Origin of the sequence: Arthrobacter sp. SLBN-100, from assembly GCF_006715305.1 — a bacterium.
Lineage (GTDB): Bacteria > Actinomycetota > Actinomycetes > Actinomycetales > Micrococcaceae > Arthrobacter.
In genome coordinates this window covers 2,549,705-2,571,682 of record NZ_VFMY01000001.1, presented here as the reverse complement: position 1 = coordinate 2,571,682, position 21,978 = coordinate 2,549,705, and the positions used below count along the sequence as shown (strand labels likewise).

The 21,978-nt window shown below is 65.2% G+C and carries 21 protein-coding genes; 8 read left to right on the top strand and 13 right to left on the bottom strand.

Translation table 11 applies throughout. From position 1 onward, the window contains the following. Positions 1 to 48: 48 nt before the first annotated feature. The 5 genes from FBY31_RS11995 to FBY31_RS11975 form a co-directional block, all read right to left on the bottom strand. On the bottom strand, positions 49 to 585 hold the full coding sequence (locus FBY31_RS11995; protein WP_142041069.1) for a low molecular weight protein-tyrosine-phosphatase: 537 nt from the start codon (positions 583 to 585) through the stop codon (positions 49 to 51). A gap of 119 nt (positions 586 to 704) precedes the next feature. Beyond that, on the bottom strand, positions 705 to 1,328 hold the full coding sequence (locus FBY31_RS11990) for a LysE family transporter (protein ID WP_142041064.1): 624 nt from the start codon (positions 1,326 to 1,328) through the stop codon (positions 705 to 707). A gap of 21 nt (positions 1,329 to 1,349) precedes the next feature. Then, a complete protein-coding gene (locus FBY31_RS11985) occupies positions 1,350 to 1,541 on the bottom strand; it encodes a type II toxin-antitoxin system VapC family toxin (RefSeq protein WP_235013034.1) in 192 nt (63 codons plus the stop codon). Positions 1,542 to 1,736: 195 nt separating this feature from the next. After that, positions 1,737 to 2,555 carry a methyltransferase domain-containing protein gene (locus FBY31_RS11980; protein WP_142041060.1) on the bottom strand — a complete coding sequence of 273 codons (819 nt, stop codon included), beginning with the start codon at positions 2,553 to 2,555 and terminating at the stop codon, positions 1,737 to 1,739. A 77-nt stretch (positions 2,556 to 2,632) separates the two neighbouring features. After that, entirely contained in the window at positions 2,633 to 3,073 is a 441-nt protein-coding gene (locus FBY31_RS11975; protein WP_235013202.1) for a MarR family winged helix-turn-helix transcriptional regulator, read from the bottom strand. Positions 3,074 to 3,383: 310 nt separating this feature from the next. Between FBY31_RS11975 and FBY31_RS11970 the strand changes: the two genes are divergently transcribed. Then, entirely contained in the window at positions 3,384 to 5,579 is a 2,196-nt protein-coding gene (locus FBY31_RS11970) for an MMPL family transporter (protein ID WP_142041056.1), read from the top strand. On the opposite strand, the gene FBY31_RS11965 is transcribed toward FBY31_RS11970, so the two are convergent. Then, entirely contained in the window at positions 5,576 to 6,511 is a 936-nt protein-coding gene (locus FBY31_RS11965; RefSeq protein WP_142041053.1) for an NAD-dependent epimerase/dehydratase family protein, read from the bottom strand. The genes FBY31_RS11970 and FBY31_RS11965 overlap by 4 nt on opposite strands. Positions 6,512 to 6,679: 168 nt before the next feature. Between FBY31_RS11965 and FBY31_RS11960 the strand changes: the two genes are divergently transcribed. The 7 genes from FBY31_RS11960 to FBY31_RS11930 all read left to right on the top strand — a co-directional run bounded on the left by FBY31_RS11960 (position 6,680) and on the right by FBY31_RS11930 (position 12,800). Beyond that, positions 6,680 to 7,423 carry a TetR/AcrR family transcriptional regulator gene (locus FBY31_RS11960; protein ID WP_142045303.1) on the top strand — a complete coding sequence of 248 codons (744 nt, stop codon included), beginning with the start codon at positions 6,680 to 6,682 and terminating at the stop codon, positions 7,421 to 7,423. Between the two features lie 91 nt (positions 7,424 to 7,514). Then, positions 7,515 to 7,811: a hypothetical protein gene (locus FBY31_RS11955; protein ID WP_142041050.1), complete on the top strand. Its 297-nt coding sequence runs from the start codon at positions 7,515 to 7,517 to the stop codon at positions 7,809 to 7,811. Positions 7,812 to 8,061: 250 nt separating this feature from the next. Then, positions 8,062 to 9,942 (top strand): molecular chaperone DnaK, encoded by a 1,881-nt coding sequence (dnaK, locus tag FBY31_RS11950; protein WP_142041047.1) that lies wholly within the window; start codon positions 8,062 to 8,064, stop codon positions 9,940 to 9,942. Positions 9,943 to 9,944: 2 nt separating this feature from the next. Further along, entirely contained in the window at positions 9,945 to 10,664 is a 720-nt protein-coding gene (gene grpE, locus FBY31_RS11945; RefSeq protein WP_142041043.1) for a nucleotide exchange factor GrpE, read from the top strand. 173 nt (positions 10,665 to 10,837) lie between these two features. After that, on the top strand, positions 10,838 to 11,809 hold the full coding sequence (locus FBY31_RS11940) for a DnaJ C-terminal domain-containing protein (protein WP_200833358.1): 972 nt from the start codon (positions 10,838 to 10,840) through the stop codon (positions 11,807 to 11,809). Positions 11,810 to 11,822: 13 nt separating this feature from the next. Beyond that, positions 11,823 to 12,248, top strand: a complete 426-nt coding sequence (locus FBY31_RS11935; protein ID WP_142041040.1) for a heat shock protein transcriptional repressor HspR — start codon at positions 11,823 to 11,825, stop codon at positions 12,246 to 12,248. Between the two features lie 165 nt (positions 12,249 to 12,413). Then, positions 12,414 to 12,800, top strand: a complete 387-nt coding sequence (locus FBY31_RS11930) for a hypothetical protein (protein WP_142045299.1) — start codon at positions 12,414 to 12,416, stop codon at positions 12,798 to 12,800. Between the two features lie 40 nt (positions 12,801 to 12,840). Here FBY31_RS11930 and FBY31_RS11925 read toward each other — a convergent pair whose 3' ends face one another. From FBY31_RS11925 to hpaE, 7 genes are all read right to left on the bottom strand, one after another. After that, positions 12,841 to 14,250, bottom strand: a complete 1,410-nt coding sequence (locus FBY31_RS11925) for an aldehyde dehydrogenase family protein (protein ID WP_142041036.1) — start codon at positions 14,248 to 14,250, stop codon at positions 12,841 to 12,843. Positions 14,251 to 14,441: 191 nt separating this feature from the next. After that, positions 14,442 to 15,236 carry an alpha/beta fold hydrolase gene (locus FBY31_RS11920; protein ID WP_142041033.1) on the bottom strand — a complete coding sequence of 265 codons (795 nt, stop codon included), beginning with the start codon at positions 15,234 to 15,236 and terminating at the stop codon, positions 14,442 to 14,444. Between the two features lie 9 nt (positions 15,237 to 15,245). Beyond that, complete coding sequence (locus FBY31_RS11915; RefSeq protein ID WP_235013033.1) at positions 15,246 to 17,078, bottom strand: CBM96 family carbohydrate-binding protein; 1,833 nt, start codon at positions 17,076 to 17,078, stop codon at positions 15,246 to 15,248. 613 nt (positions 17,079 to 17,691) lie between these two features. Next, positions 17,692 to 18,507, bottom strand: coding sequence for an HpcH/HpaI aldolase family protein (locus FBY31_RS11910; RefSeq protein ID WP_200833357.1), 816 nt, complete (start codon positions 18,505 to 18,507; stop codon positions 17,692 to 17,694). Continuing rightward, entirely contained in the window at positions 18,492 to 19,277 is a 786-nt protein-coding gene (gene hpaH, locus FBY31_RS11905) for a 2-oxo-hept-4-ene-1,7-dioate hydratase (protein WP_142041030.1), read from the bottom strand. The genes FBY31_RS11910 and hpaH overlap by 16 nt, the downstream gene beginning before the upstream one ends. Positions 19,278 to 19,279: 2 nt before the next feature. Next, the gene (hpaD, locus tag FBY31_RS11900) at positions 19,280 to 20,365 is read right to left on the bottom strand and encodes a 3,4-dihydroxyphenylacetate 2,3-dioxygenase (protein WP_142041027.1); all 1,086 of its coding nucleotides are present in this window, start codon (positions 20,363 to 20,365) and stop codon (positions 19,280 to 19,282) included. Positions 20,366 to 20,433: 68 nt separating this feature from the next. After that, entirely contained in the window at positions 20,434 to 21,975 is a 1,542-nt protein-coding gene (gene hpaE / locus FBY31_RS11895) for a 5-carboxymethyl-2-hydroxymuconate semialdehyde dehydrogenase (protein WP_142041025.1), read from the bottom strand. Positions 21,976 to 21,978 lie beyond the last annotated feature (3 nt).

Sequence of the window (21,978 nt, the reverse complement as noted above, 5' to 3'; positions counted from 1 at the left end):
ATCTCTGCAAGCCGGGTTGGCCCTGCTGGGGCAGGTAATGCTCGTGACTCATGCCTGCCGCTGGAGCTGGGCGTTTTTCAGCACGGCACCTTTGATGTAATCCACCAGTCCGGGCAGGGCCGCGTGGACTTCGTGCCAGACGGTATCGAAGTCGGCTTGACCGCCGTACCATGGGTCCTCGATGCCTTGGTCCAGCAGGTCCTTGTCCGCCAGCCGCGGATCGAAGCTGCGCAGCATGCGGATCTTGTCCCGCGACTCCTGATCCGGGGCGGACTCGCTTAACCAGGCGTAGTGGTCAATGTCCAGGGCCAGGATCAGGTCGCGTTCGCGGAACCACGCGTGCTGCCACTGGCGGGCGATGTGCCGGTCCGAGATGAGATGCGTTGCGCCTAAGCGTCGTGCCGCGCGCGGGTCTATCGGCCGGCCTGCCTCGTAGCCGGTTGTACCCGCGGAATCCACGGTCACGAGTCCGTCCAGCCCTTCGCGTTCCAGCGCGGCGGCGAGCATCAGCTCAGCCATGGGGGACCGGCAGATGTTTCCGGTACAGACGGCGATAATGCGATATGGGCTCGACGCTGAGTTCATGTACTAAGCATGCGTGCTAATGGGCACTGTTGGCTAGCGGCAGGTTCACAAAGGTTGACTGTTTTGTAAAGATGGTTTGTTTTTCCGTCACATACCCGTGTGGCGTGCAAGCCGGGAGGCTAGTGGAGGAAGGCCAGCAGGATGCCCACCGCAACAAAAAGCACGCCGAATGACCGGTTGAGGACCAGCTGTCCCCGCGCGTTGCGGGTGAACCGCTCAAAGGACCTGGCGGCGGCCGCGAAGAAGAACCACATCACCAGGATGTCGATGGTGACGATCGTTGCCGTCAGGACGATGTACTGGGCGAGGAGGGGACGCTCTGGCCGGATGAACTGGGGCATAAAGGCAAGGAAGAAGATGATTGCCTTCGGGTTCAGCAGGTTTACCCAGAACCCGCGCCGGAAGATGGACCAGGCGGACTCATTTCTCAGGCCGGCAATTTTCTCCTGCTCAAGGTCCGGCTTGCTGAGGAACTGCCTGACGCCCAGATACACCAGGTAAGCCGCCCCTGAGTAGCGGATGACGTTGAAGGCGATCGGCGAGCTGGCCACCAGGACCCCCACTCCAAGGGCAACGATCACCACGTGGATCACCAGTGCTGCCTGCTGGCCGAGAATCCCCCACATGGAGCGCCGGAACCCGGCGTTCAGGGAATTGCTCATGGTGTTGATGGCCCCTGCACCGGGGGTGAAGCTGATCAGGACGCCGGCGCCGGCCAGGGCGAGCCAAAGGGAAAATTGCACCAGCCAAGTTTAGTGCCGCATTCACCAGAGGGTTGCCACGGGCCCGAAAGCCTCCAGGTCCTCATCTGCGGTAACGAGGGTAAGCCCCTCCACCATGGCCTGCGCGGCGAGTATGCGGTCGAAGGGCTCCTTATGGTCCCAGTCCAGTTGTCCTGCCGCCAGGGTGCGAGGCGACGAGACCGCGAGTTCAGAAGCGTAAAGGTGGGAAAACATGGGTATCGAGGAGGACTCGCATCATTCCGCGGCCCCCATCTCCTCGTCGCTCCAAGGCTCGTAGAACTCGTCAGGAATGTGCAGGGGACCCAGGAAGCCCAGCTCCCGTCATGTGCCCGACCATATTCCCGGACAGCAGCCCCTGGCAGCCCGCAGGGTTGTTATGTGGATATCGGCGATGTCGCTTTAGATGGCCTAAGCCCGCGCTATTACCTCCCCGTTGGGAATCAGGAACCAGCCGTCGTCCGTGGATCCCCAGCGGTGCCAGCCGGCGGAGATCCTGGCCAAGTCCGCGGGATTGGCGAAATCGTACTCCAGCGCCTGCTCGGCGAACGCCGAATGGAGCACACGCTCGCCCCAGACGCGCGCCTGCCAGCGGCGCTGCTGGCCCGTCGCATAGAGCCAGTTGCTGCTGGTGGGCGCGACGTCCGTAAATCCCGCTGACTGTGCCCAGCTCACCAGCCGCCGCCCGGCGTCGGGCTCTGCTCCGTTCCTCCGTGCGATGCGCTGGTAAAGCTCCATCCACTCATCCAGCTCCGGGATGGCTGGGTACCAGCTCATGCCGTGGAAGTCGGCGTCGCGAACGGCTACGATCCCGCCGGGCTTTGCCACCCTTCGCATTTCCCGCAACGCCTCAACGGGGTCGGTCAGGTGTTGAAGCACCTGGTGGGCATGCACGACGTCGAACGACTCGTTCTCGAAGGGAAGGTCGTAAATGTTGCCGGCAATGAATTCAGCGTTCGCCACCTCGCGCTCGACGGCGAGGGCCTTGGCCTGGGCAATGATGTCCGGCGAGCGGTCCAGGCCGATGACTTTGCCGGGGCTCACCAGCGCGGCGAAATCGCACGTGATGCTGCCCGGGCCGCAGCCGACGTCGAGCAAGTCTGTTCCGGGCGTCAGGTGCGGCAGGACAAATGCGGCCGAATTCTCGGCGGTCCTGGCGGCATGGGCGCGGACCACCGACTCGTGGTGGCCGTGCGTGTAAACGTCGTCTTCAGGCTGCTGCGCACTCATAAGCAAACGCTACCCCCAACAGGGTGGCATTTAACGTCCCGAAAAGGTGGGGGCGTTAAGTGCCAGTCAGTTGGGCGCTAATCCGTAGGTGGTTCTTCCCGCGCCGCCACCGTGGCTTCCACCATCGCCGTCATGAAGCGGGTGACTGTTTCCAGTTCTTGGGGGGAGAATTTGGCCATTGCGCTGCCCATTTGGCGTGCGAGTGGAGCGAAGATGGCGCCGCCTTCTTCGAATGCCTTCGGCGTCATTCGAAGGTGGACCTGCCGGCGGTCGGCGCTGTCCCGCTCCCGCACTACGTGTCCTGAACTGTCCAGCCTGTCAATCAGGGCGGTGGTGGCAGGAGAGCTGAGGTTCAGTTCCTTCCGCAGCAGCCCGGGAGTGACGGAGCTACCGTTTGCGGTGTGGCGCATGATGACGGCCAGCGCATTGAGGTCCGTCCGGTGCATGTCCTTCCGGCCGCCGGCCGTATCCACATAGCGGTTCGCTTCGAGCGTGAACTCCTGAAGGAGCCGTATCAGCGGGTGCGGGCCCCCGCCTTGGGGAGGCGCGCCCTGCGAAGGGTCCCCACCTTTCCGGGCGCCCACGCCCCGGAAAGGCTCGGGCGCGGCGGGGGTGGTGTTGCCTGCCACGTCCACCTCCAGATTCTTGCCGCACAGCTCTTTCGCCAGGCCGCTCCAGCGCCGGGCCGTCCTGACGGATATTACTTCAGCCGCGGGTACCCCTTTGTATTGGGCGGGCAGAAGAAAAAGCTAGGCCAGCACTTATCTCCATGGCAGAGATACTCTAGGATGGAACCAATCCTACTCCCGTCGCTGTCCGGAAGGCATCATGAAACCCCATTCCCCCGCGAAGGAGCGCGTCCCCTTCTGGCTGCGCTGGCTCGTCCCCGTCATCCTCGTGCTGGCCTGGCTGGCGCTCGCCGGCGTTGGCGGGCCCACCTTCGGGCGCCTGGACGAGGTCTCTTCAAATGACCAGGCGTCATTCCTGCCGGCTGGTGCCGAAGCCACTGCCGCCCAGGACTGGCAGGCGAAGTTCCGGGATTCGGACGAGGTGCCCGGCGTTATCGTCCTGGAAGGCGGCGAAGCCCTGGACCCGGCCCGGCTGGGCGGGTTCGCCGAGCTCCGGACGGAACTGGAAGGGCTTCAGCTGGGCGGCACGGTGATTGGGCCCATCCCGTCTGCAGACGGGATGGCGGTGCAGTTCATCGTCCCGATCGACGCTTCCAAAGAGGTGAAGGAGGTTGTCCGGGAGTTGCGGGATACGGTCGCCAGATCGGCTCCGGAGGGCATGAGAACCTACGTCACCGGTCCTGCGGGGCTCGCGGCTGACCTCACGGCAGCGTTTGCCGGCATCGATGGCATCCTCCTGCTGGTGGCCCTGGGGGCCGTGTTCGTGATCCTGCTGGTTGTCTACCGCTCCCTCCTGCTGCCCATCGTGGTGCTGCTGACCTCTGTCTTCGCCCTGTGCGCGGCCATCCTGCTGGTGTTCGGCATGGCCAAAGCCGGGTGGATCCAGCTCAACGGGCAGAGCCAGGGCATCTTGTCCATCCTGGTTATCGGTGCCGCCACGGATTACGCCCTGCTGTTTGTGGCGAGGTTCCGTGAGGCGCTGACCCACACCACCAACCGCACCGCCGGCGTGCTGACAGCCTGGAAGGCCTCCTTCGAGCCCATCCTGGCATCCGGCGCCACCGTGATCATCGCCCTCCTGTGCCTGCTGTTCTCGGACCTGAATTCCAACAAAGCCCTGGGTCCCGTGGCTGCGGCCGGAATCCTTTGCTCGCTGTTCGCCGCCCTGACCCTGCTTCCCGCACTGATGGCACTCCTGGGCCGGGCTGCATTCTGGCCGTTCCGGCCCAAGCTCGTCCCTGCGGACCAGCGTGAGCCGGAGTTGGTGACCGGACTCGAGGGCCAGAAGGGCTTGTGGCGTGCCACGGGCTCCCTCGTTTCCCGGCGGCCCCGGACTGTCTGGGTGGCTTCCGTCCTGCTGCTCGTGGTTGCAGCAAGCGGCCTCCTGCAGCTGAAGGCAAACGGCGTCCCCCAGACGGACGTCATCCTCACCGCATCCAACGCTGTGGACGGCCAGGACGCGCTGGCACGCCATTTCGACGCCGGCAGCGGCAGCCCCGCCGTCGTGGTTGCCGACCAGGGGAAGGCACAGGAAGTGCTGGACAGGGTGAAGGCGGCCGACGGCGTCGGCGAGGCTTATCTGCTGGCCCGGGGATCCGTGCCGATCACCGGAGTCCCCGGTGCTCCCAGCGCCCCCGACGTCCGTGACGGAAAGGTGCTGATCAACGCGACATTGAACAACGCTGCGGATTCGCTGGCGGCCGGGGAGACGGTAAAAGCCCTTCGGGCGAAGGTGAAAGCCGTGGACCCGGGGGCGCTGGTAGGCGGCGTGACCGCGACGGCGTTGGATACCAACACCACCGCACAGCGCGACCTGGTGATCATCATCCCGGTGGTCCTCGTGGTGATCCTCTTTATCCTGATGCTGCTGCTGCGTTCCATCGTGGCCCCGGTGCTTCTGGTTCTCTCGGTGGTGCTGTCCTACGGGGCGGCCATGGGCGTCTCCGCCTTCGTTTTCAACAACATCCTGGGTTTCCCGGGCGCAGATGCCACGGTTCCACTGTTCGGTTTTGTGTTCCTGGTGGCGCTCGGCGTTGACTACAACATCTTCCTCATGAGCCGGGTCCGCGAGGAATCCCTGAAACACGGCACCCGGCCCGGCATTCTTCGCGGGCTTGGCGTGACCGGCGGCGTGATTACGTCCGCCGGCGTGGTCCTGGCCGCCACGTTCGCCGCACTCGGGGTCATTCCGATTATGTTCCTGGTGCAGCTCGCGTTCATCGTGGCCTTCGGGGTGCTGCTGGACACCATCCTGGTGCGCTCGCTGCTGGTTCCCGCACTGGCCTACCACATCGGTCCGCGCATCTGGTGGCCGGGCAAACCGGGACGGCCGCAGGCTGATGCGGAAGGTTCCGGAGCCCCCGCGCCCGAGGTGGAAGAGGTCCGCAGCCGCTAGCTCTGGTTCTGCTGCCGCCACCATGCCACCGTGGCTGCTGCTGCCTCGTCCAAAGGGGTAGGACTGATGCCCAGGGTTGCTTCGGTGAGCGAGGAGTCCATAACAAATGGCTTCTCAAACTGGTAAAGCATCTCGGCCAGCTCGCGGGCATCGGTGGAAAAGATTCCGACAGCGCGGACTGCCCAACCCGGCAGCACCCGCACCTTCGGGGCTGGTTTACCCGCGGCCCGGGCCATGCTGTTGGCGAGTTCCTGCTGGGTGAGGGCCGGCCCGGTGGGGGCGTGCCACACCTTGTTCCATGCCGACGGCGTTTCTGCCGCGGCAATCATGGCCGCCGCGAGGTCCGGAACGAAGGTAAAGGAGTGCGGCTGGGTGGCGCTGCCCAGGACGTTGAGGTTTTTGCCGGCCAGGATTGCCGGAACCATCCGTTCGCCTGCGTGCGCCATCCGGACTTGAGGGCCGTAGAAGTCACCGGCCACCACGCTGACCGTCGATACCTTGGCTGCCGCCCGCGCCTGCAGGAGTGCCGTCCGCACTCCGCGCTTGCCGCCCGTGGCTGCCCTCGGGCTGCTTTCCGTCATAACGCGGCTGGGCTCGCTGTACGAGTAGAGGCTTTCGGGAAATACGACGACGGCGCCCGCCTCCTCCGCTGCCTCCAGCACCGCCCGCTCCGCGGCAGGCAGTTCGGCCTCCCATGTTGCGGCCCTGTAGGCGGAGCCATGGATGCAGTGGAAGACTGCGCTTGCGCCGGTCAACACCTTCCGCAGCTGGGAGGGGTCCTTCGCATCGCCCGCAACGCGCTCCACCAGCGGGTGCGCGGGTCCGCTGCCCGAACGGGTAAGAATGCGCACCTGGTGGCCCCTGCCGGCCAGCTGCTCGGCGACGGTCCAGCCCACGGGCCCTGCTCCGGTCACCACGTATGTTTTTGACACTCGTCCTCCTGGTCCGCCGTAGAGAGAGCGGTGCTCTCACAAACAGCATGGGGCGCGACAGCAGCGAAGTCAAGAGCGGCGCTCTCTATTGCTTTCACTGCTCTCCCGGTGTGGCATGCTGAAGCTGTGACTGAACTGGAAAAGGAACCAAGGGCGGCAGTCGCAGAACTGCCCGCAAGCCGGAATCCGCGGTCCCTGCAGCCAAGGACGCCCCGGGAGCGGGCCCGGGCCCGGACTGTTGCCGACATCATCCGGCTGGGCCGGCAGCACCTTGCCGTCCACGGTGCCGCCGCACTTTCGCTTCGCGCCGTCGCCCGGGACCTGGGTGTGGTGTCATCCGCGGTCTACAGGTACGTGGAAAACCGCGACGAGTTGTTGACGCTGCTGCTGATCGATGCCTTCGGCGAACTCGGCGACGAAGTGGATGCTGCCGTCGCTGCTGTTCCAGAAGTTGACCATGTGGGCCGGTTTTGCGCGCTGGGCCGGGCCGTCCGGGCGTGGGCGATGCGTGAGCCCGCCAGTTACGCCCTCCTTTTCGGCAGTCCCGTTCCCGGGTATGAAGCCCCTGCGGAGCGCACTACCGGGCCAGGTACCCGCGTTATCGTCACGCTGGTCGGGCTCCTCGACGCCGCGGCGCGCGCCGGCAGGCTAAAGGTCGGGGAGCCGGGCGTGGGGGACATTCCTGCGGCGCTTGGCGCGGACCTCTCCGCCATCCGCTCGCAGTTCAACCTGGACATGTCCGAGCGGATGGTGGCGCGCGGCGTCCTGGTGTGGAGCGCTCTGTTTGGAGCGGTGAGCTTCGAGGTCTTCAACCAGTACGGGCCGGACACCTTCTCGGCCCCGGATGAGCTTTTTGACTATCACCTCCGCGTTCTGGCAGGCGTGGCGGGGTTGCTGTCCCAAGAGGGCTGAGGGCGGGCAGCGGCCCCTGTTGGCGGAAGTTTGCGCTGGTTAGACTGCAAGTGCGCCCGCGTGGACGCGGAACTCAAAGGAGAGATGCACCATGACTGAGAACCCGGAAATCCCCGGCGAGGAGGCCCGCAGGGGAAGTACTGCCCCCGGACTGGAGGGCGAGGGCGGGCAGTATGTGGACGGCGATTACGGTGATGCCGGAACGGCGGGGGAGCCCGCTGAGAACCTTGAGGATGGCGAATACCCGGACGGCGACTACGGCGAGGCCGGCACCACAGGCTCGGCCCGCGCAGCGGACGGCATCCGCGAGCGGCTTACGGACGGGCAGGTGAACACCACGGCGGAGGAGCGCGGTCCCCTGCACGGCCACAGCGGCACCGAAAGGTAGCGCTGGCGGGAAATTTTTCACGAAAAAAAGCCCGGCGAAGCGGTTCTCCAAGAGCGAAACGGAGGGCCGCCGTCGGCCGTTAAGCCCGGAACTGCAAGGAAAAGCCAGTGTCTCCATCTGCTTCACAGCCAAAGTTGAGCGTACTCCACTCAACTTTGGATTGACATCGCCGGCGCCCTGAGTAGAGTTGAGTGCAGAACGCTCAATCATCAGGGCGCCAGCAGTTTCCAAGGAAAGAAGGAAGCAACACATGTCACGTGCAGTAGGTATCGACCTCGGAACCACCAACTCCGTCGTCTCCGTTCTCGAAGGTGGCGAGCCCACCGTTATTGCCAACGCCGAGGGTGGCCGCACCACGCCGTCGGTGGTTGCATTCTCCAAGTCCGGCGAGGTGCTGGTTGGCGAAATCGCCAAGCGCCAGGCCGTCAACAACATTGACCGCACCATCGCGTCGGTCAAGCGCCACATGGGTACGGACTGGACCGTCAACATTGACGACAAGAAGTACACGGCGCAGGAAATCTCCGCCCGTATCCTCATGAAGCTCAAGAACGACGCCGAGTCGTACCTGGGCGAGAAGGTCACCGACGCCGTCGTCACCGTGCCCGCGTACTTCAATGACGCCCAGCGCCAGGCTACGAAGGAAGCCGGCGAAATCGCTGGCCTCAACGTCCTGCGCATCGTCAACGAGCCCACTGCGGCAGCCCTGGCGTACGGCCTGGACAAGGGCAAGGAAGACGAACTCATCCTCGTCTTCGACCTCGGCGGCGGAACGTTCGACGTTTCCCTGCTTGAAGTCGGCAAGGATGAGGACAACTTCTCCACCATCCAGGTCCGCTCCACCGCCGGCGACAACCACCTCGGCGGCGACGACTGGGACCAGCGCGTCGTTGACTACCTGCTCAAGCAGCTCAAGGTCAAGGGCATCGACCTGTCCAAGGACAAGATCGCCCTGCAGCGCCTTCGCGAGGCTTCGGAGCAGGCCAAGAAGGAGCTTTCCTCCTCCACCAGCACCAACGTGTCCCTCCAGTACCTGTCCGTTACCCCCGACGGTCCGGTCCACCTGGATGAGCAGCTGACCCGCGCCAAGTTCCAGGACCTCACCAAGGACCTGCTCGACCGCACCAAGAAGCCGTTCCAGGACGTCATCAAGGAAGCCGGCATCAAGCTTTCCGAGATCGACCACATCGTCCTCGTCGGCGGTTCCACCCGTATGCCCGCAGTTTACGAACTGGTCAAGGAACTGGCCGGCGGCAAGGAGCCCAACAAGGGCGTTAACCCGGATGAGGTGGTTGCCGTTGGCGCCGCACTCCAGGCCGGCGTGCTGAAGGGTGAGCGCAAGGACGTCCTCCTGATCGACGTCACCCCGCTCTCCCTTGGCATCGAAACAAAGGGCGGCGTGATGACGCACCTGATCGAGCGCAACACCGCCATCCCCACCAAGCGGTCCGAGACCTTCACCACTGCGGACGACAACCAGCCGTCCGTGGCCATCCAGGTGTTCCAGGGCGAGCGCGAGTTCACCCGGGACAACAAGCCGCTGGGCACGTTCGAGCTGACCGGCATTGCTCCGGCTCCGCGCGGCGTTCCGCAGGTTGAGGTCACCTTCGACATCGACGCCAACGGCATCGTCCACGTCTCCGCGAAGGACAAGGGCACCGGCAAGGAACAGTCCATGACCATCACCGGCGGCACCGCGCTCTCCAAGGAAGACATCGACCGCATGGTCCGTGACGCCGAGGAGCACGCAGCCGAGGACAAGGCCCGCCGCGAGGCAACCGACACCCGCAACTCCGCCGAGCAGCTCGCCTACTCGGTGGACAAGCTGATCGCCGACAACGCCGACAAGCTGCCGCAAGAGGTCAAGACCGAGGTCCAGGCCGACGTCGACGACCTGAAGAAGGCCCTCGAAGGCACGGACGACGCCGCGGTGAAGGCAGCCTTCGAGAAGCTGCAGGCTTCCCAGGGCAAGCTGGGCGAGGCCATCTACGCCCAGGCCGGTTCACCTGACGGCGCAACCGGTTCTGCAGGTGCTGAAGGCGCCGCTGGCGGTGCCGCGGCTGGTGACAAGGCTGGCGACGAAGACATCGTTGACGCCGAGATCATCGACGAAGACGAAGCGAAGAAGTAACCATGCCGCATCACGGTAACGAGGAAGAGCACAACACGTCACCCCGTGAAGAGCAGCGCCAGGAGCAGCAGGGCAACGGCCACCAGGAACCGGTCATCCGGGACAACCGCAAGGTTGACCCGGTGACCGGCCAGGCCCGGCACCCCGAGGGCGGTCACGCTGAAGACGGCAGCACCGCCCCGGGCGCCGGTCCCGGTTCCGAGGATTCCGACGGCGACGCACTGGCCCAGGCTGCTGAGATCCTCAACGGCATGGAAGTGCCGGCTGAGGAATCCGTTGCCCAGGGGGTTGCGGCAGGGACAAGCAGCGCTGAGGCGGCCGAGCTGAAGAACGACCTCCTCCGCCTGCAGGCCGAGTACGTCAACTACCGCAAGCGCGTTGAACGCGATCGGGCCGTGGCAGGGGAGATGGCCGTCATCGGCGTCCTGAACTCGCTGCTGCCGGTCCTGGACGATATCGACGCAGCCCGCCAGCACGGCGACCTCACGGACGGTCCGTTCGCCGCGATCGCCACCAAGCTGGAGAATGCGCTGAAGACCTACGGCCTGGTACGCATCGATGAGACCGGTGTGGAGTTCGACCCCACCATCCACGAGGCCCTCATCCAGCAGCCCGGCCAGGACATCGAAGTTGACACCGTCAGCCAGGTGCTCCGCTCCGGCTACAAGTCAGCCGAACGTGTCCTCCGCGCAGCCCAGGTGATTGTGGCCGTCCCGGCGTAGTCACCTACAGCCTCCGCGGATGAGGGGGCCCCGCCCCTACGCGTGGCGGCTTTTGTCCTACGGACCAAGCCGCCACGCTCCGGCAGGCCCGATGCCACTCCCGGGCCCCCTCATCCGCTCCGGCTGAGCGGTAATGTCGCCTTAACGCTTTTGTACTTTGAAAGGAAACGCCATTGGCTAGCCAGGATTGGGTGGACAAGGATTTTTACAAGATCCTTGGTGTTGCCAAGGACGCTTCCGACGCCGACATCAAGAAGGCCTACCGGAAGCTTGCGCGGCAGCACCACCCTGATACGAATGCGGGGAACACTGCTTCCGAGAAGAAGTTCAAGGACATCTCCGAGGCCTACTCAGTGCTCTCCGATCCCGAAGAGCGCCAGCAGTATGACGCGATCCGTGCCATGGGAAGCGGCGCGCGTTTTGCTCCCGGCGGGGCCGGTGCCGGCAGTGCCGGGTTCGAGGACATGTTCGGCGGCCTGTTCACCGGCAACACCGGGCGGCACGCGGGCGGGTTCAACCCGTCCAGCGGCGGCATTCCACCCGAGTTCGCCGACCTGTTCGGCGGCGGCTTTGGGCAAACGGGCTTCCAGCGCGCCCCGCAAAAGGGCGCGGACCGCACAGCGTCCACCAGTATTTCGTTCGCCGGGTCCATCCGCGGCACCGCCATCGGACTGCGCGAGCCGAGCGGTGAGGTCATCGATGTCCGCATCCCTGCCGGCATCAAGGACGGCCAGAAGGTCCGCGTGCGCGGCAAGGGCCAGCCCGGTGCTGCCGGAAGCGGCGACCTGGTGGTGACCGTCTCGGTGCAGCCACACCAGTTCTACACGCGCGACGGCGACAACCTCCGCATCCACGTACCGGTCACCTTCCCGGAAGCTGCTTTGGGCGCCGACGTCGAAGTGCCCACTATCGAGGGCGAAAAGGTGCGTGTCCGCGTGCCGGCCGGGACGCCGTCGGGCCGTACGCTGCGGGTAAAGGGCAAAGGCGTGAAGACGTCCAAGGGGACCGGCGACCTGCTGGTGACCATCGACGTCGCCGTTCCCAAGAACCTGAACAAGGAAGCCGAAGCCGCGGTCAAGGCGTTTGCCGAAGCCACCTCCGGAGCCGACGTCCGAGAGGGCCTGGCCGCCAAGGCCCGGCTTTAGCAGCGGGTGAGCCGTGGACATCAACTCCGACCAGCCGATCTTTGTGATCTCGGTGGCGGCTGAACTGGCGGACATGCACCCCCAGACGCTGCGGCAATATGACCGGCTGGGCATCGTTTCCCCCAGCCGTGCGCCCGGCAAGTCCCGCCGCTACTCGCAACGGGACGTGAACATGCTGCGCGAGGTGCAGCGGCTGTCCCAGGAAGGCGTCTCGCTCGAAGGCATCAAGCGGATCCTGGAACTCGAAAACCAGGTGGCCGCCCTGCAGCGCCGGGTTTCGGAACTCGCCGAGGAACTCAGCCGGCGCCCGCAGCCGTTCGATTCCCGGATCTTCGCGGCGGGCGCGGCAGGCGACGTGGTGAGCCTGGTCCGCGGCCAGCGCCCCCGGCCGCGGTCGCAGGCTGTGGTGCTGTGGCGGCCACGGGCCATTGGGCAATAGGTGCCGGCTTAAGCGGGCCGGCCGAAATTAGAGTACCTACTACTCGTGACGGTCCCGCCCCCGGAAACTTAAATGGAACCACTGCTGGATCAGCAGCAGTGGTTCCAAGTTTCTGGGGGTTTTGATGTTTGATGCTCAAAGCAAGGCCCGGCCGTGAGCCCGGGCATGGAGGCGGTGGCCGCGTTCAGCGGCTCCATTCCCGGCCAGATCCTGCTGGCGCTCGGCCAGACGGTGGTGGTGGTCTGTGTGTGCTTCGACATGGTGCGCGCCCTGTCCGTGCCCCGGTCCCACCGGCGCTACGTTGCCAGCACGGTTTTCCGGACCCTCGCCATTCCGTCCATCATCGCCAACGGGCTGACCGTCCTGATTGCCCTGGTGCTGGCGTCCTGGATTGATGTGGTGATGGGCATGTTCGTGCTGATGGCCATCATCTTCCGCCTGCACCACGACAAGGACGAGGACAACTGGTGGAAGGGCAAGGGCAAGAAGCTCGCCCGGTGGGCCCGCAGCCAGCTCTCCGGCCGGACCGTCGCCGCCCCTGCAATGGGGTAGCCCCGTAATTGGCGGGGGCAGCGACGCCGGGGTGTGGTGCTTATCCGCTAATGACCTGCGGTACGCCGAGGGCTTTGCGTCCTTCGACGCCGAACTCAAGGCCGTAACCGGACTGCTTGGCGCCGCCGAACGGGACCCGCGGGTCCACAGCCCCGTGCTTGTTGATCCAGACGGTGCCGGCCTGGAGTCGCGCTGCCACTTCGCGGGCGGCGGGGAGGTTCGCGGACCAGACTGAGGCGCCAAGTCCGACGTCGAGCGCGTTCGCCTTCTCCACGGCCTCGTCCACGGTGCTGTAGCGGATGATGGGCAGGGCGGGACCGAACTGTTCCTCAGCCACAAGCGGGTTGTCGTCGTCGATATCCGCCACCAGGGTGGTGGGGTAGAAGTAGCCGGGCCGGGCGGTATCGGGGTTTCCGCCGAGCAGGATACGCGCGCCTGATTCCTTGGCGGCGTCCACCAGGTTGGCGACGATGCTGTACTGGGCTTTGTTCTGCAGCGGGCCCAGGACGTTGTTCTCGTCGAGGCCGTTGCCCATGGGCATGGCCGCGGCGACCTTGGTGAGTTCTTCGCAGACGGCATCGTAGATGTCATCGTGGACGTAGAGGCGCTTCAGGGCCGCGCAGGTCTGGCCGGTGTTGATGAAGGCGCCCCAGAAAAGCCCTTCGGCGATCGCCTTGGGGTCGGCGTCGGGCAGGACGATGCCGGCGTCGTTCCCGCCCAACTCGAGGGTGAGCCGCTTGACGGTGTCCGCGGAGGACCGGATGATGGCCTTGCCCGTGGCGGTGGAGCCCGTAAACATGACCTTTCCGACCGCCGGGTGTTCGGCGAGGCGGGCGCCTACGTCCCGGCCCCCGGAAACCACGGACAGCAGGCCTTCGGGCAGTTCTTCGTTGATAACTGATACCAGCGCCAGGACGCTCAGCGGCGTGTATTCAGACGGCTTGACCACTACCGCGTTTCCCATCCGAAGTGCGGGAGCGATCTGCCAGATGGTGATCATCATGGGCCAGTTCCAGGGGCCGATGGCACCCACGACGCCGATGGGCTTGTAGTGCAGTTCGGCGTACGTTTCGCCGTCGTCCACGAGTGTTTCCGGCTCCAGCGGGGTAGTGGCCGCGGTGCGCAGCCAGGCGGCGCATGCCCCGACTTCAAAGCGGGCGTTGGGGCCATTGAGGGGTTTGCCCTGCTCACGGGAGAGCAGGCGGGCGAGCTCCTCGGCGGAGCGTTCGACGGCGTCGGCTGCTTTGAGCAGGGCGGCCGACCTGCCCTCGTGGCCCAAGGCAGCCCAGGCCGGCTGCGTTGCCTGGGCGGCGGCAACGGCCTGTTCCAGGTATTCAAGGGTGTGGATGGGCGCCTCGCCAACAGTTTCGCCGGTGGCCGGGTCGGGGATGGTCCGGGTAGGGCCGGACGTGGGGGTTATCGACGCAAGAAGCGCATCATAGGTTTCCAAGAGATACTCCACTCCGAGTAGCAAACGCGCGAGCCGGATGACCGGCGGGTTGCTCCCAGTCTGCGTTACCTGCCGGCCGGTTCTCTTGTCTTTTCGCGCAGGACCCTTGACGTTGAGGGAACGCCGATTGCGGTGGCTACCCGCTGCGGCAGCTGAGGGGCTTTCGTGTGCCCGGCTCCCTGGTCAGGAAACTACGAGTGCGGGATCCTGAGGCAGAAGTCGCGGATCTCCGTATTGAATGCTTCCGGGTTTTCCAGATTGCTGACGTGCCCGGCTTCACGAATGACAGAAAGCCGTGCACCGGCGATGCCCTCATGCAACTGGTGCGCAACAGTAATGGGCGATCTTCCGTCCGATTCTCCCCACAGCAGCAGGGTGGGAACGGCTATTGTCGGCAGGATCTCACGGGTGTCCACGGCGGATGCCTTAGCCATCAGACGGAAGCCTGAGGGATGGAAGCCGCGCATGATGCCCGCCAGTTCCTCGAGGGCTTGCCGGCCAGGGGAGCGGCTGAACATCGATGGAAGGTACTTTGCCACAAAGTCGTCCGGCGGCAGCGAGGCATCACGAAGGCAAGCGTCAAGGCGCTGTTGGGGAAGCGGATCGCGAAGGGAGCCTTTCCAGCCGGCATATGTGTCGGCCAGGACCAGCGACTCCACGAACGACGGGTGGCGACGGTAGAACTCCTGCGCGAGGATTCCTCCCCAGGAAAGGCCAAGAATGTGTGCTCGCATGAGCCCGGCAGCACGGAGGCAGCCGGCAAGGCAATCTGCCCAATCCCCGAGTCCAAAGGGGCCGGGAGGATCGGAGGAGCGGCCTGCGCCGGGAGCATCCCAGGCAAACACCGTGAAGTCATCGGAGAGTTCTTCCAGTTGTGGCCGCCACATCCGTGAATCCAGGGAAAAGCCATGCAGCAGCACCAACGCCGGGCCCTTACCGGTCCGTTCGTAGGCAATCGAAAGACCGCTTACTTCTGTCCGATACACCGTTGCAACCTACCTCAGTGTGAGCACCAGCCGGGGTGCGGCCGCGCTGCCGGCCTCCTTGGAGCTGAGGAGCAGGCCGTCGCTGCTGCTGGTGTCCAGGCCAAGTGAGAGCTGTTGGCCGAGCTCGGCGGCCAGGCCAGTGACCGTCAGCGGAACGCTGTAGCTGGTGTTGGTGGCTGTCGGGCCGAGCGTGCCGATGCTGGTGCCGGCCGCCGGGCGGTTGTTGTACGTGATCCCGCCCTCGGTCCAGCTGTCATCGGCAACCAGCTTGACGTTCTGCTTACCCGTCGACCCATTCTCGGCGCTACCCAGCTGCAACGTGGCGCTCTCCAGCGTCCTGCCCGCATACGCCGACAGGTCGAACTTCAGGTACGTGACCTGCACGGGGCTGTTGTCCACCCATAACGCGGTACTCGTGCCATAGTTCGTCCCCGTGGCTCCGCTCGACACATAGCTGTCGGCGATGGCCGTGAGCGTGACGGTCTCCGACGTGCTGCCGGCCGCGGAAGCCGTGGTGAAGGTCCAGGTCCTGTCCGACGCTATCGCGTTACCGGCAACATCTTTGACGCCGCCGGAGCCGCCCCTGATTGTCGCTGTGTACGTGGTGCCCGGCGCCAGATCCGTACTGGGGTCCAGCGTCGCAACTTTGTCCGTGCTGTTGTACGTCACCGTGGCCGTCACCGTGGCCGTCACCGTGGCCGGCACCGTCGTCGTCCCCGCCGTCAACGTAAACGTGTTCGACGTGACCGTCGACTGATCCATTTCCTCCGAGAACGAGCCCGTCACGTTCGCCGTCACCGCCACCCCGGTGGCAGCGGCAGCCGGAGCCGTAGCCGTCAGGGTCGGAGCGGTCGTATCACTACTGCCACCACCGCTGCTGGGGTCGTAAAAGTGCCAGTACCTGCTCGTGGCATTCACATCGGAGAGCACCAGCAGGCCGCTGTTGGCAGTGCCCCGCGCCGCACTGTTGAGATTCTGCTTCGTCGACGCGACGTTGTGGACATACTGGTCCGCGTCCACGATACGAACCGTCTTCGCGGTGGTGAAGTTGATGTTGTCCAGCGGCGTGGATTTCTCGTAGACCGCACCCCCCGAACTGGTGCAAACACCGGCGTTCGTCGTGCCACCCGGTTTCGGATAGGTAGCGAACGTCCGCAGCATCCGGGTGCTCTCGTCAATCAGGACGATCACCCGGTTCGGGCACTCCGACACAGCCGCGATCGGGTATGCGGACCACGTCGTTCCACTGAACGCCAACAGCTGGACCAGCGGCTGGGACGCCGACGTGAAGGACGTCTTGACTGCGGCGAAAACCTGGCCACCCGAGGAGTCCAGCCACTTCAAGTTCATATGGTCATCACTGCTGCGCAGTCCTGACACCGCCGCCACAGGAGCGGTCCAGTCGGTATTCAGCGCTCCATCGACGTGGTAGCTCCAGTACATGCCGTCCGTGGAGTCACCAACCTGTCGGCTCCACATCACACCCATCTTGCCGGGTCCGAACGCGATGACAGCCGACGTGTCGTCCCCGGACACGTTGCTTAACGACGCTGGATGAGCGAATGGGGTCCCCCAGGTCTTGCCGTCCGTGGCAGTGACGTTCAGGTAGATTTGGTTCCCCTGCTGCCAGGTGGCCCACACCCGGCCAGTGGAGTCCTTATCGATGGTCAGGGCCTCAACGCGGTAGTTGTTGATGTTTGTGGAAGTCAGCAGCGAGTACGTCTTCTTAACCGGGTCGTAGCTGTAACGCCGCATCGTCGTCGGGAAGTTCGGCTCAGCCGGCAGGCCATCATTGACGAACCGGTAGCTCGCCACATACAACGTCGTCCCGTCCCACAACACGTCATGATGCGTGTTCGCCCTCGGTTCCGTCAGCACACCCGTATCTACCCACGTTCCGGCGCTGAACCGGAAGATATGGAAATCCGAGCTGGCCGTGTCCCACAGGTTCCCCCACCAGGCCCCGTCGTTGAACCACAACGAACTCGTGGCCCGCTTCGTACCCGTCGGCGTTCCCGTCCCCGAATGCGACGGGCCCTCGACTCCAACGTCACCCTCAGCAGCAGACGACGCAACCGGCACGGCCAGGACACCACCGAGCGCAAGCAGCAGTACTGTCAGCAGTGCATAAAGCCGCAGATCCCGCGACCCGCGCAGACGAAGACCAGCCGGGAAACCACCTCCCCGCCTTGTGAAAAGCCAGGAAGTCCTGCGACCTCTGAACGAAGTTGGGGCCTGGGTGGAAATAGACAAATGCCTCACCGCTTCATTGGTGCGTAGAGAACCGTGGCCAGCCGGGAACGCGTAAAAGATGGCTCTGCCCGTAAACATAGGGTCGGACGGCCGGGCAAGCACGAGTACTCAGTACTTGCTTTTATCTGGCCGTCTACAGGGGCATTGGTTTTGACGGGCTGAACCGCCGGGTTGGTTTCGACGGGCTCAATCACCACCCGGGCTAGTAGCCGGCGGGCGTTTCGCCGTCAGATGGCTTGATGTATTGCGCGGCGAGGGCTTCGGACCCCCTGGCCAGGAGGGCGACGTCGGCCCCGACGAGGATGAACGCCGCGCCGGAGGCCAGATAGCCGCGGGCGGTGTCCGGGTTGAAGGCGTTCACGCCCGCGGGTTTCCCGGCTGCTTTTGCGGCGGCGAGGCAGTGTTCGACGGCGGCACGCACCTCAGGGTGTTCCTGCTGGCCCAGCAGGCCCATGGAGGCGGCAAGATCGGAAGGTCCCAGGAAGATGGCATCGACGCCGTCGACCTTAAGGATGTCTGCCACGGCGTCCACGGCCGCCGTCGATTCGATCTGGACGGTGACGCTGATGGTCGCACCGGCGCGGGCCAGGTAGTCCGGGACCCGGTTCCAGCGGGCGGCGCGGGCCAGCGCCGAACCAACCCCGCGGACACCCTGCGGCGGGTAGCGGGTGGCGGCCACCGCGGCCTCGGCCTCCGTGACGGAGTTGACCATGGGGATCAGGAGGTTCTGGACGCCCAGGTCCAGGTACTGCTTGATCACCACGGTGTCGTTCACGGGCGGCCGGACCATGGTGTGGACGGGGTAGCCGTGGATGGCCTGGAGTTGGGCGAGGATGGATTCGAGGCCGTTGGGGCTGTGCTCCGCGTCCACCAGGAGCCAGTCCAGGCCGGATCCGGCGCAGAGTTCTGCGATGAGTGGGCTGCCGGAGCACACCCACATCCCCGCCAGCGGACGGCCTGCTTTGTGTTTTTGTACAGCTAAGGCATCCCGGAAAGTGTCCTCTATTCGAAGCGGCATGTGACACTCCCCAGGGGTCCGTAGTCGGCGTGGACGGTGTCGCCCTTGTAGACCCAGAGCGGGCGGGTGAAGGAGCCGGCGAGGATGATGTCACCGGCCTTCAGCGAATCACCGTGGGCGGCGATTTTGTTGGCCAGCCAGTGGACACCGTTGGCCGGGTGGTCCAGCACCCCGGCGGCCACCCCGGTTTCTTCAACGGTCTGGTTCTTGTACAGGATGGCGGAGACCCAGCGGAGGTCCACGGCGTCGGGCTTTACCGGACGGCCGCCCACCACCATGGCGCCCATGGCGGCGTTGTCGGAGATGGTGTCCACGATGGTCCGGCCCTCCATCTCGATCCGGGAGTCGAGGATTTCGAGGGCCGGGACCACGTAGTCGGTGGCTTTCAGGACGTCGAAGATGGTGACACCGGGTCCTTTGAGCCCGTCCTTCAGGACGAAGGCGAGTTCCACCTCGACCCGGGGGTGGGTGTACTGGTCCCATTCCACGGAGCAGCCGGTATCCAGGACCATGTCGTCAAATATGGCGCCGTAGTCGGGTTCGGTGATGCCTGTGGCGTCCTGCATTGCCTTGGACGTGAGGCCGATCTTGCGCCCCACCAGGGCCCGGCCGGCCTCCTCGTTCCGCCGCCGCCACAGCTGCTGCACCGCATAGGAATCCTCCACCGTCATGTGCGGGTAACGGGCCGTCAGGCGCGGGACCGGGGTCCGGCTCCGGCCGGCTTCGAGCAGTTCATCGGCAATGGCCTCAATGGTCTTGGCATCCAGCATGGCTACAGCTGCGCCCCCAGCTTGAAGCCCGTCCGGTCCCCATCGGACGAAGCGTCTTTGCGGGTGTAGGAGAAGCCGTCGGCGCCCACGGTGACTGCCATTTCGCTCTTTTCCTCACGCACGATCACGGGCTGCGGGTTGCCGTCCAGGTCCAGGACCAGGGAGGCTTCGGTGTACCAGGACGGGACCACGGGGTTGCCCCACCAGTCGCGGCGCTGGTTGTCGTGGACGTCCCAGGTGATGGTGGGGTTGTCCGGGTCGCCGGTGTAGTAGTCCTGGGTGTAGATCTCGATGCGGTGGCCGTCCGGGTCCAGGATGTAGAGGTAGAACGCGTTCGATACGCCGTGCCGGCCCGGGCCGCGTTCGATCCGGTCGCTGATCCGCAGGGCGCCCATCTTGTCGCAGATCTGGATGATGTTGTGCTTCTCGTGGGTGGCGAACGCGACGTGGTGCATGCGGGGACCGTTGCCGCCGGTGAGGGCGGTGTCGTGGACCGTCTGCTTGCGGTGCATCCAGGCGGCGTACGTGACGCCGTCGGAATCCTTGATGTCTTCGGAGACGCGGAAGCCGAGGTCCTCCAGGTAGGCCCGGCCGCGGGGCACGTCCGGGGTGACCTGGTTGAAGTGGTCCAAGCGGACCAGTTCGCCGGCGGAGTAGAGGTCGTAGCGCTGGGTAAGGCGCTCCACGTGCTCCACGTCGTAGAAGAACTCGTAGGGGAAGCCCAGCGGGTCCTCCACCCGGACGGAGTCGCCAACGCCCTTGGTGAAGCCGCCGACGCGGCGTTCGGTCCGGCAGCCAAGTTCCTTGTAATAGGCCTCGGCGGCGTCCACCTCGGCGGGGGACTTCACCCGGTAGGCGAAGGCGGCGACGGCGGCGATGGGTCCCTTGCGCAGCACCAGGTTGTGGTGGATGAACTCTTCCAGGGACCGCAGGTAGATGGTGTTCTCGTCTTCTTCGGTGACGTGCAGGCCCAGGACGTCGACGTAGAACTCGCGGGATTTGGCGAGGTCGGTGACCACGATGTCCATGTAGGCGCAGCGGACGATGTCCGGTGCCGGAACGGTGGGGGTGGGAACGAAGTTGGTCATAGTGTGCTCTCTTCCTTGAAAGGGTTTTTGGGAAGTACGACGACGGCTGGCGGCCCGGGTGCCTGGACTTAGCCCTCGTTGGCGGCGGAGGCTTCGATGCTGCCGAACTTGGGCGTGTGGACCGAGCCGAGGGTGATGTGCACGGCCTGCTGGTCGGTGTAGAAGTCGATCGAGCGGTAGCCGCCCTCGTGGCCCAGGCCGGAGGCTTTGACGCCGCCGAACGGGGTGCGCAGGTCGCGGACGTTGTGGCTGTTCAGCCACACCATGCCGGCTTCGACGTTCTGGGAGAAGTTGTGCGCGCGGGTCAGGTTCTGGGTCCAGATGTAGGCAGCCAGCCCGTACTTCGTGTTGTTCGCCAGGGCGAGGGCCTCGTCGTCGTTCTCGAACGGGGTGATGGCCACAACGGGACCGAAGATTTCCTCCTGGAAGATCCGCGCCTCCGGGGCGACGTCGGCGAACACCGTGGGTGCGATGTAGTTGCCTGCGGGCAGGTGCTCGGGCCGTCCGCCGCCGGCGAGGAGGCGGCCTTCGGACTTCCCGATCTCCACGTAGGAGGCCACCTTGTCGTAGTGCTCCGGGTGGACCAAGGCGCCCACCTGGGTTTTGGGATCGTGCGGGTCACCCACCACGATGTTCTTCGCCCGCGCGGCGTATTTCTCGCAGAACTCGTCGTAAACCGCGCGCTCAACGAGGATGCGGGAGCCGGCGGTGCAGCGTTCGCCGTTGAGGGAGAAGACCCCGAACAGGGCCGAGTCGATCGCGGCGTCCAGGTCGGCGTCGGCGAACACAACGCAGGGGGACTTGCCGCCGAGCTCCATGGACAGGCCCTTGAGGTTGGCAGCAGCGTTGCGGAAGATCGTCTGCCCGGTGGTGGTTTCACCGGTGAAGGAGATCAGCGGGACGTCCGGGTGCTTGACCAGTGCGTCGCCGGCTTCCTCGCCCAGGCCATTGACCAGGTTGAACACTCCATCGGGCAGGCCCGCGTCCTGGAAGATGGCGGCCCAGAGCGAGGCGGACAGCGGGGTGAACTCGGCGGGCTTGAGGACCACGGTGTTGCCGGTGGCCAGGGCCGGGGCGAGCTTCCAGGACTCCAGCATGAACGGGGTGTTCCACGGCGTGATCAGGCCGGCGACGCCGATGGGCTTGCGGTTCACGTAGTTGATCTGCGAACCAGGGACCTTCATGGCGTCGTCGAACTGGGCCACGATCAGGTCCGCGAAGAAGCGGAAGTTCTCGGCCGCGCGGAGGGCCTGGCCCTTGGCCTGGGTGATCGGCAGGCCGGTGTCGAAGGTTTCGAGTTCGGCGAGCCGGGCTTCCTGGGCCTCGACGGCGTCGGCAATTTTGTTCAGGACGCGGGCGCGCTCGCGGGGCTTCATCTTCGGCCACGGGCCGTTAACGAATGCCTCGCGTGCGGCGGCGACAGCGAGGTCGATGTCTTCCTTTTGGCCTGCCGCAGCGGTGGCGTAATTCCGGTTGGACACAGGGTCCAGGACATCGAAGGTCTTGCCGCCCACGGAGTCGACGAACTGGCCGTTGATGTAATGCTGGATGTGGGTGGGCAGGTCCTGGGGCACGTAATGGGTGCTGGTTTCGGATGCAGTGAACGTCATTGT

What these genes read in the sequence shown, in the direction of transcription:
- hpaD (WP_142041027.1), bottom strand. Translation starts at nt 20,365, where the DNA reads ATGACCAACTTCGTTCCCACCCCCACCGTTCCGGCACCGGACATCGTC.
- FBY31_RS11995 (WP_142041069.1), bottom strand. Translation starts at nt 585, where the DNA reads ATGAACTCAGCGTCGAGCCCATATCGCATTATCGCCGTCTGTACCGGA.
- FBY31_RS11930 (WP_142045299.1), top strand. Translation starts at nt 12,414, where the DNA reads ATGGAGGCGGTGGCCGCGTTCAGCGGCTCCATTCCCGGCCAGATCCTG.
- FBY31_RS11970 (WP_142041056.1), top strand. Translation starts at nt 3,384, where the DNA reads ATGAAACCCCATTCCCCCGCGAAGGAGCGCGTCCCCTTCTGGCTGCGC.
- FBY31_RS11980 (WP_142041060.1), bottom strand. Translation starts at nt 2,555, where the DNA reads ATGAGTGCGCAGCAGCCTGAAGACGACGTTTACACGCACGGCCACCAC.
- hpaE (WP_142041025.1), bottom strand. Translation starts at nt 21,975, where the DNA reads ATGACGTTCACTGCATCCGAAACCAGCACCCATTACGTGCCCCAGGAC.
- hpaH (WP_142041030.1), bottom strand. Translation starts at nt 19,277, where the DNA reads ATGCTGGATGCCAAGACCATTGAGGCCATTGCCGATGAACTGCTCGAA.
- FBY31_RS11910 (WP_200833357.1), bottom strand. Translation starts at nt 18,507, where the DNA reads ATGCCGCTTCGAATAGAGGACACTTTCCGGGATGCCTTAGCTGTACAA.
- FBY31_RS11985 (WP_235013034.1), bottom strand. Translation starts at nt 1,541, where the DNA reads ATGTTTTCCCACCTTTACGCTTCTGAACTCGCGGTCTCGTCGCCTCGC.
- dnaK (WP_142041047.1), top strand. Translation starts at nt 8,062, where the DNA reads ATGTCACGTGCAGTAGGTATCGACCTCGGAACCACCAACTCCGTCGTC.
- FBY31_RS11955 (WP_142041050.1), top strand. Translation starts at nt 7,515, where the DNA reads ATGACTGAGAACCCGGAAATCCCCGGCGAGGAGGCCCGCAGGGGAAGT.
- grpE (WP_142041043.1), top strand. Translation starts at nt 9,945, where the DNA reads ATGCCGCATCACGGTAACGAGGAAGAGCACAACACGTCACCCCGTGAA.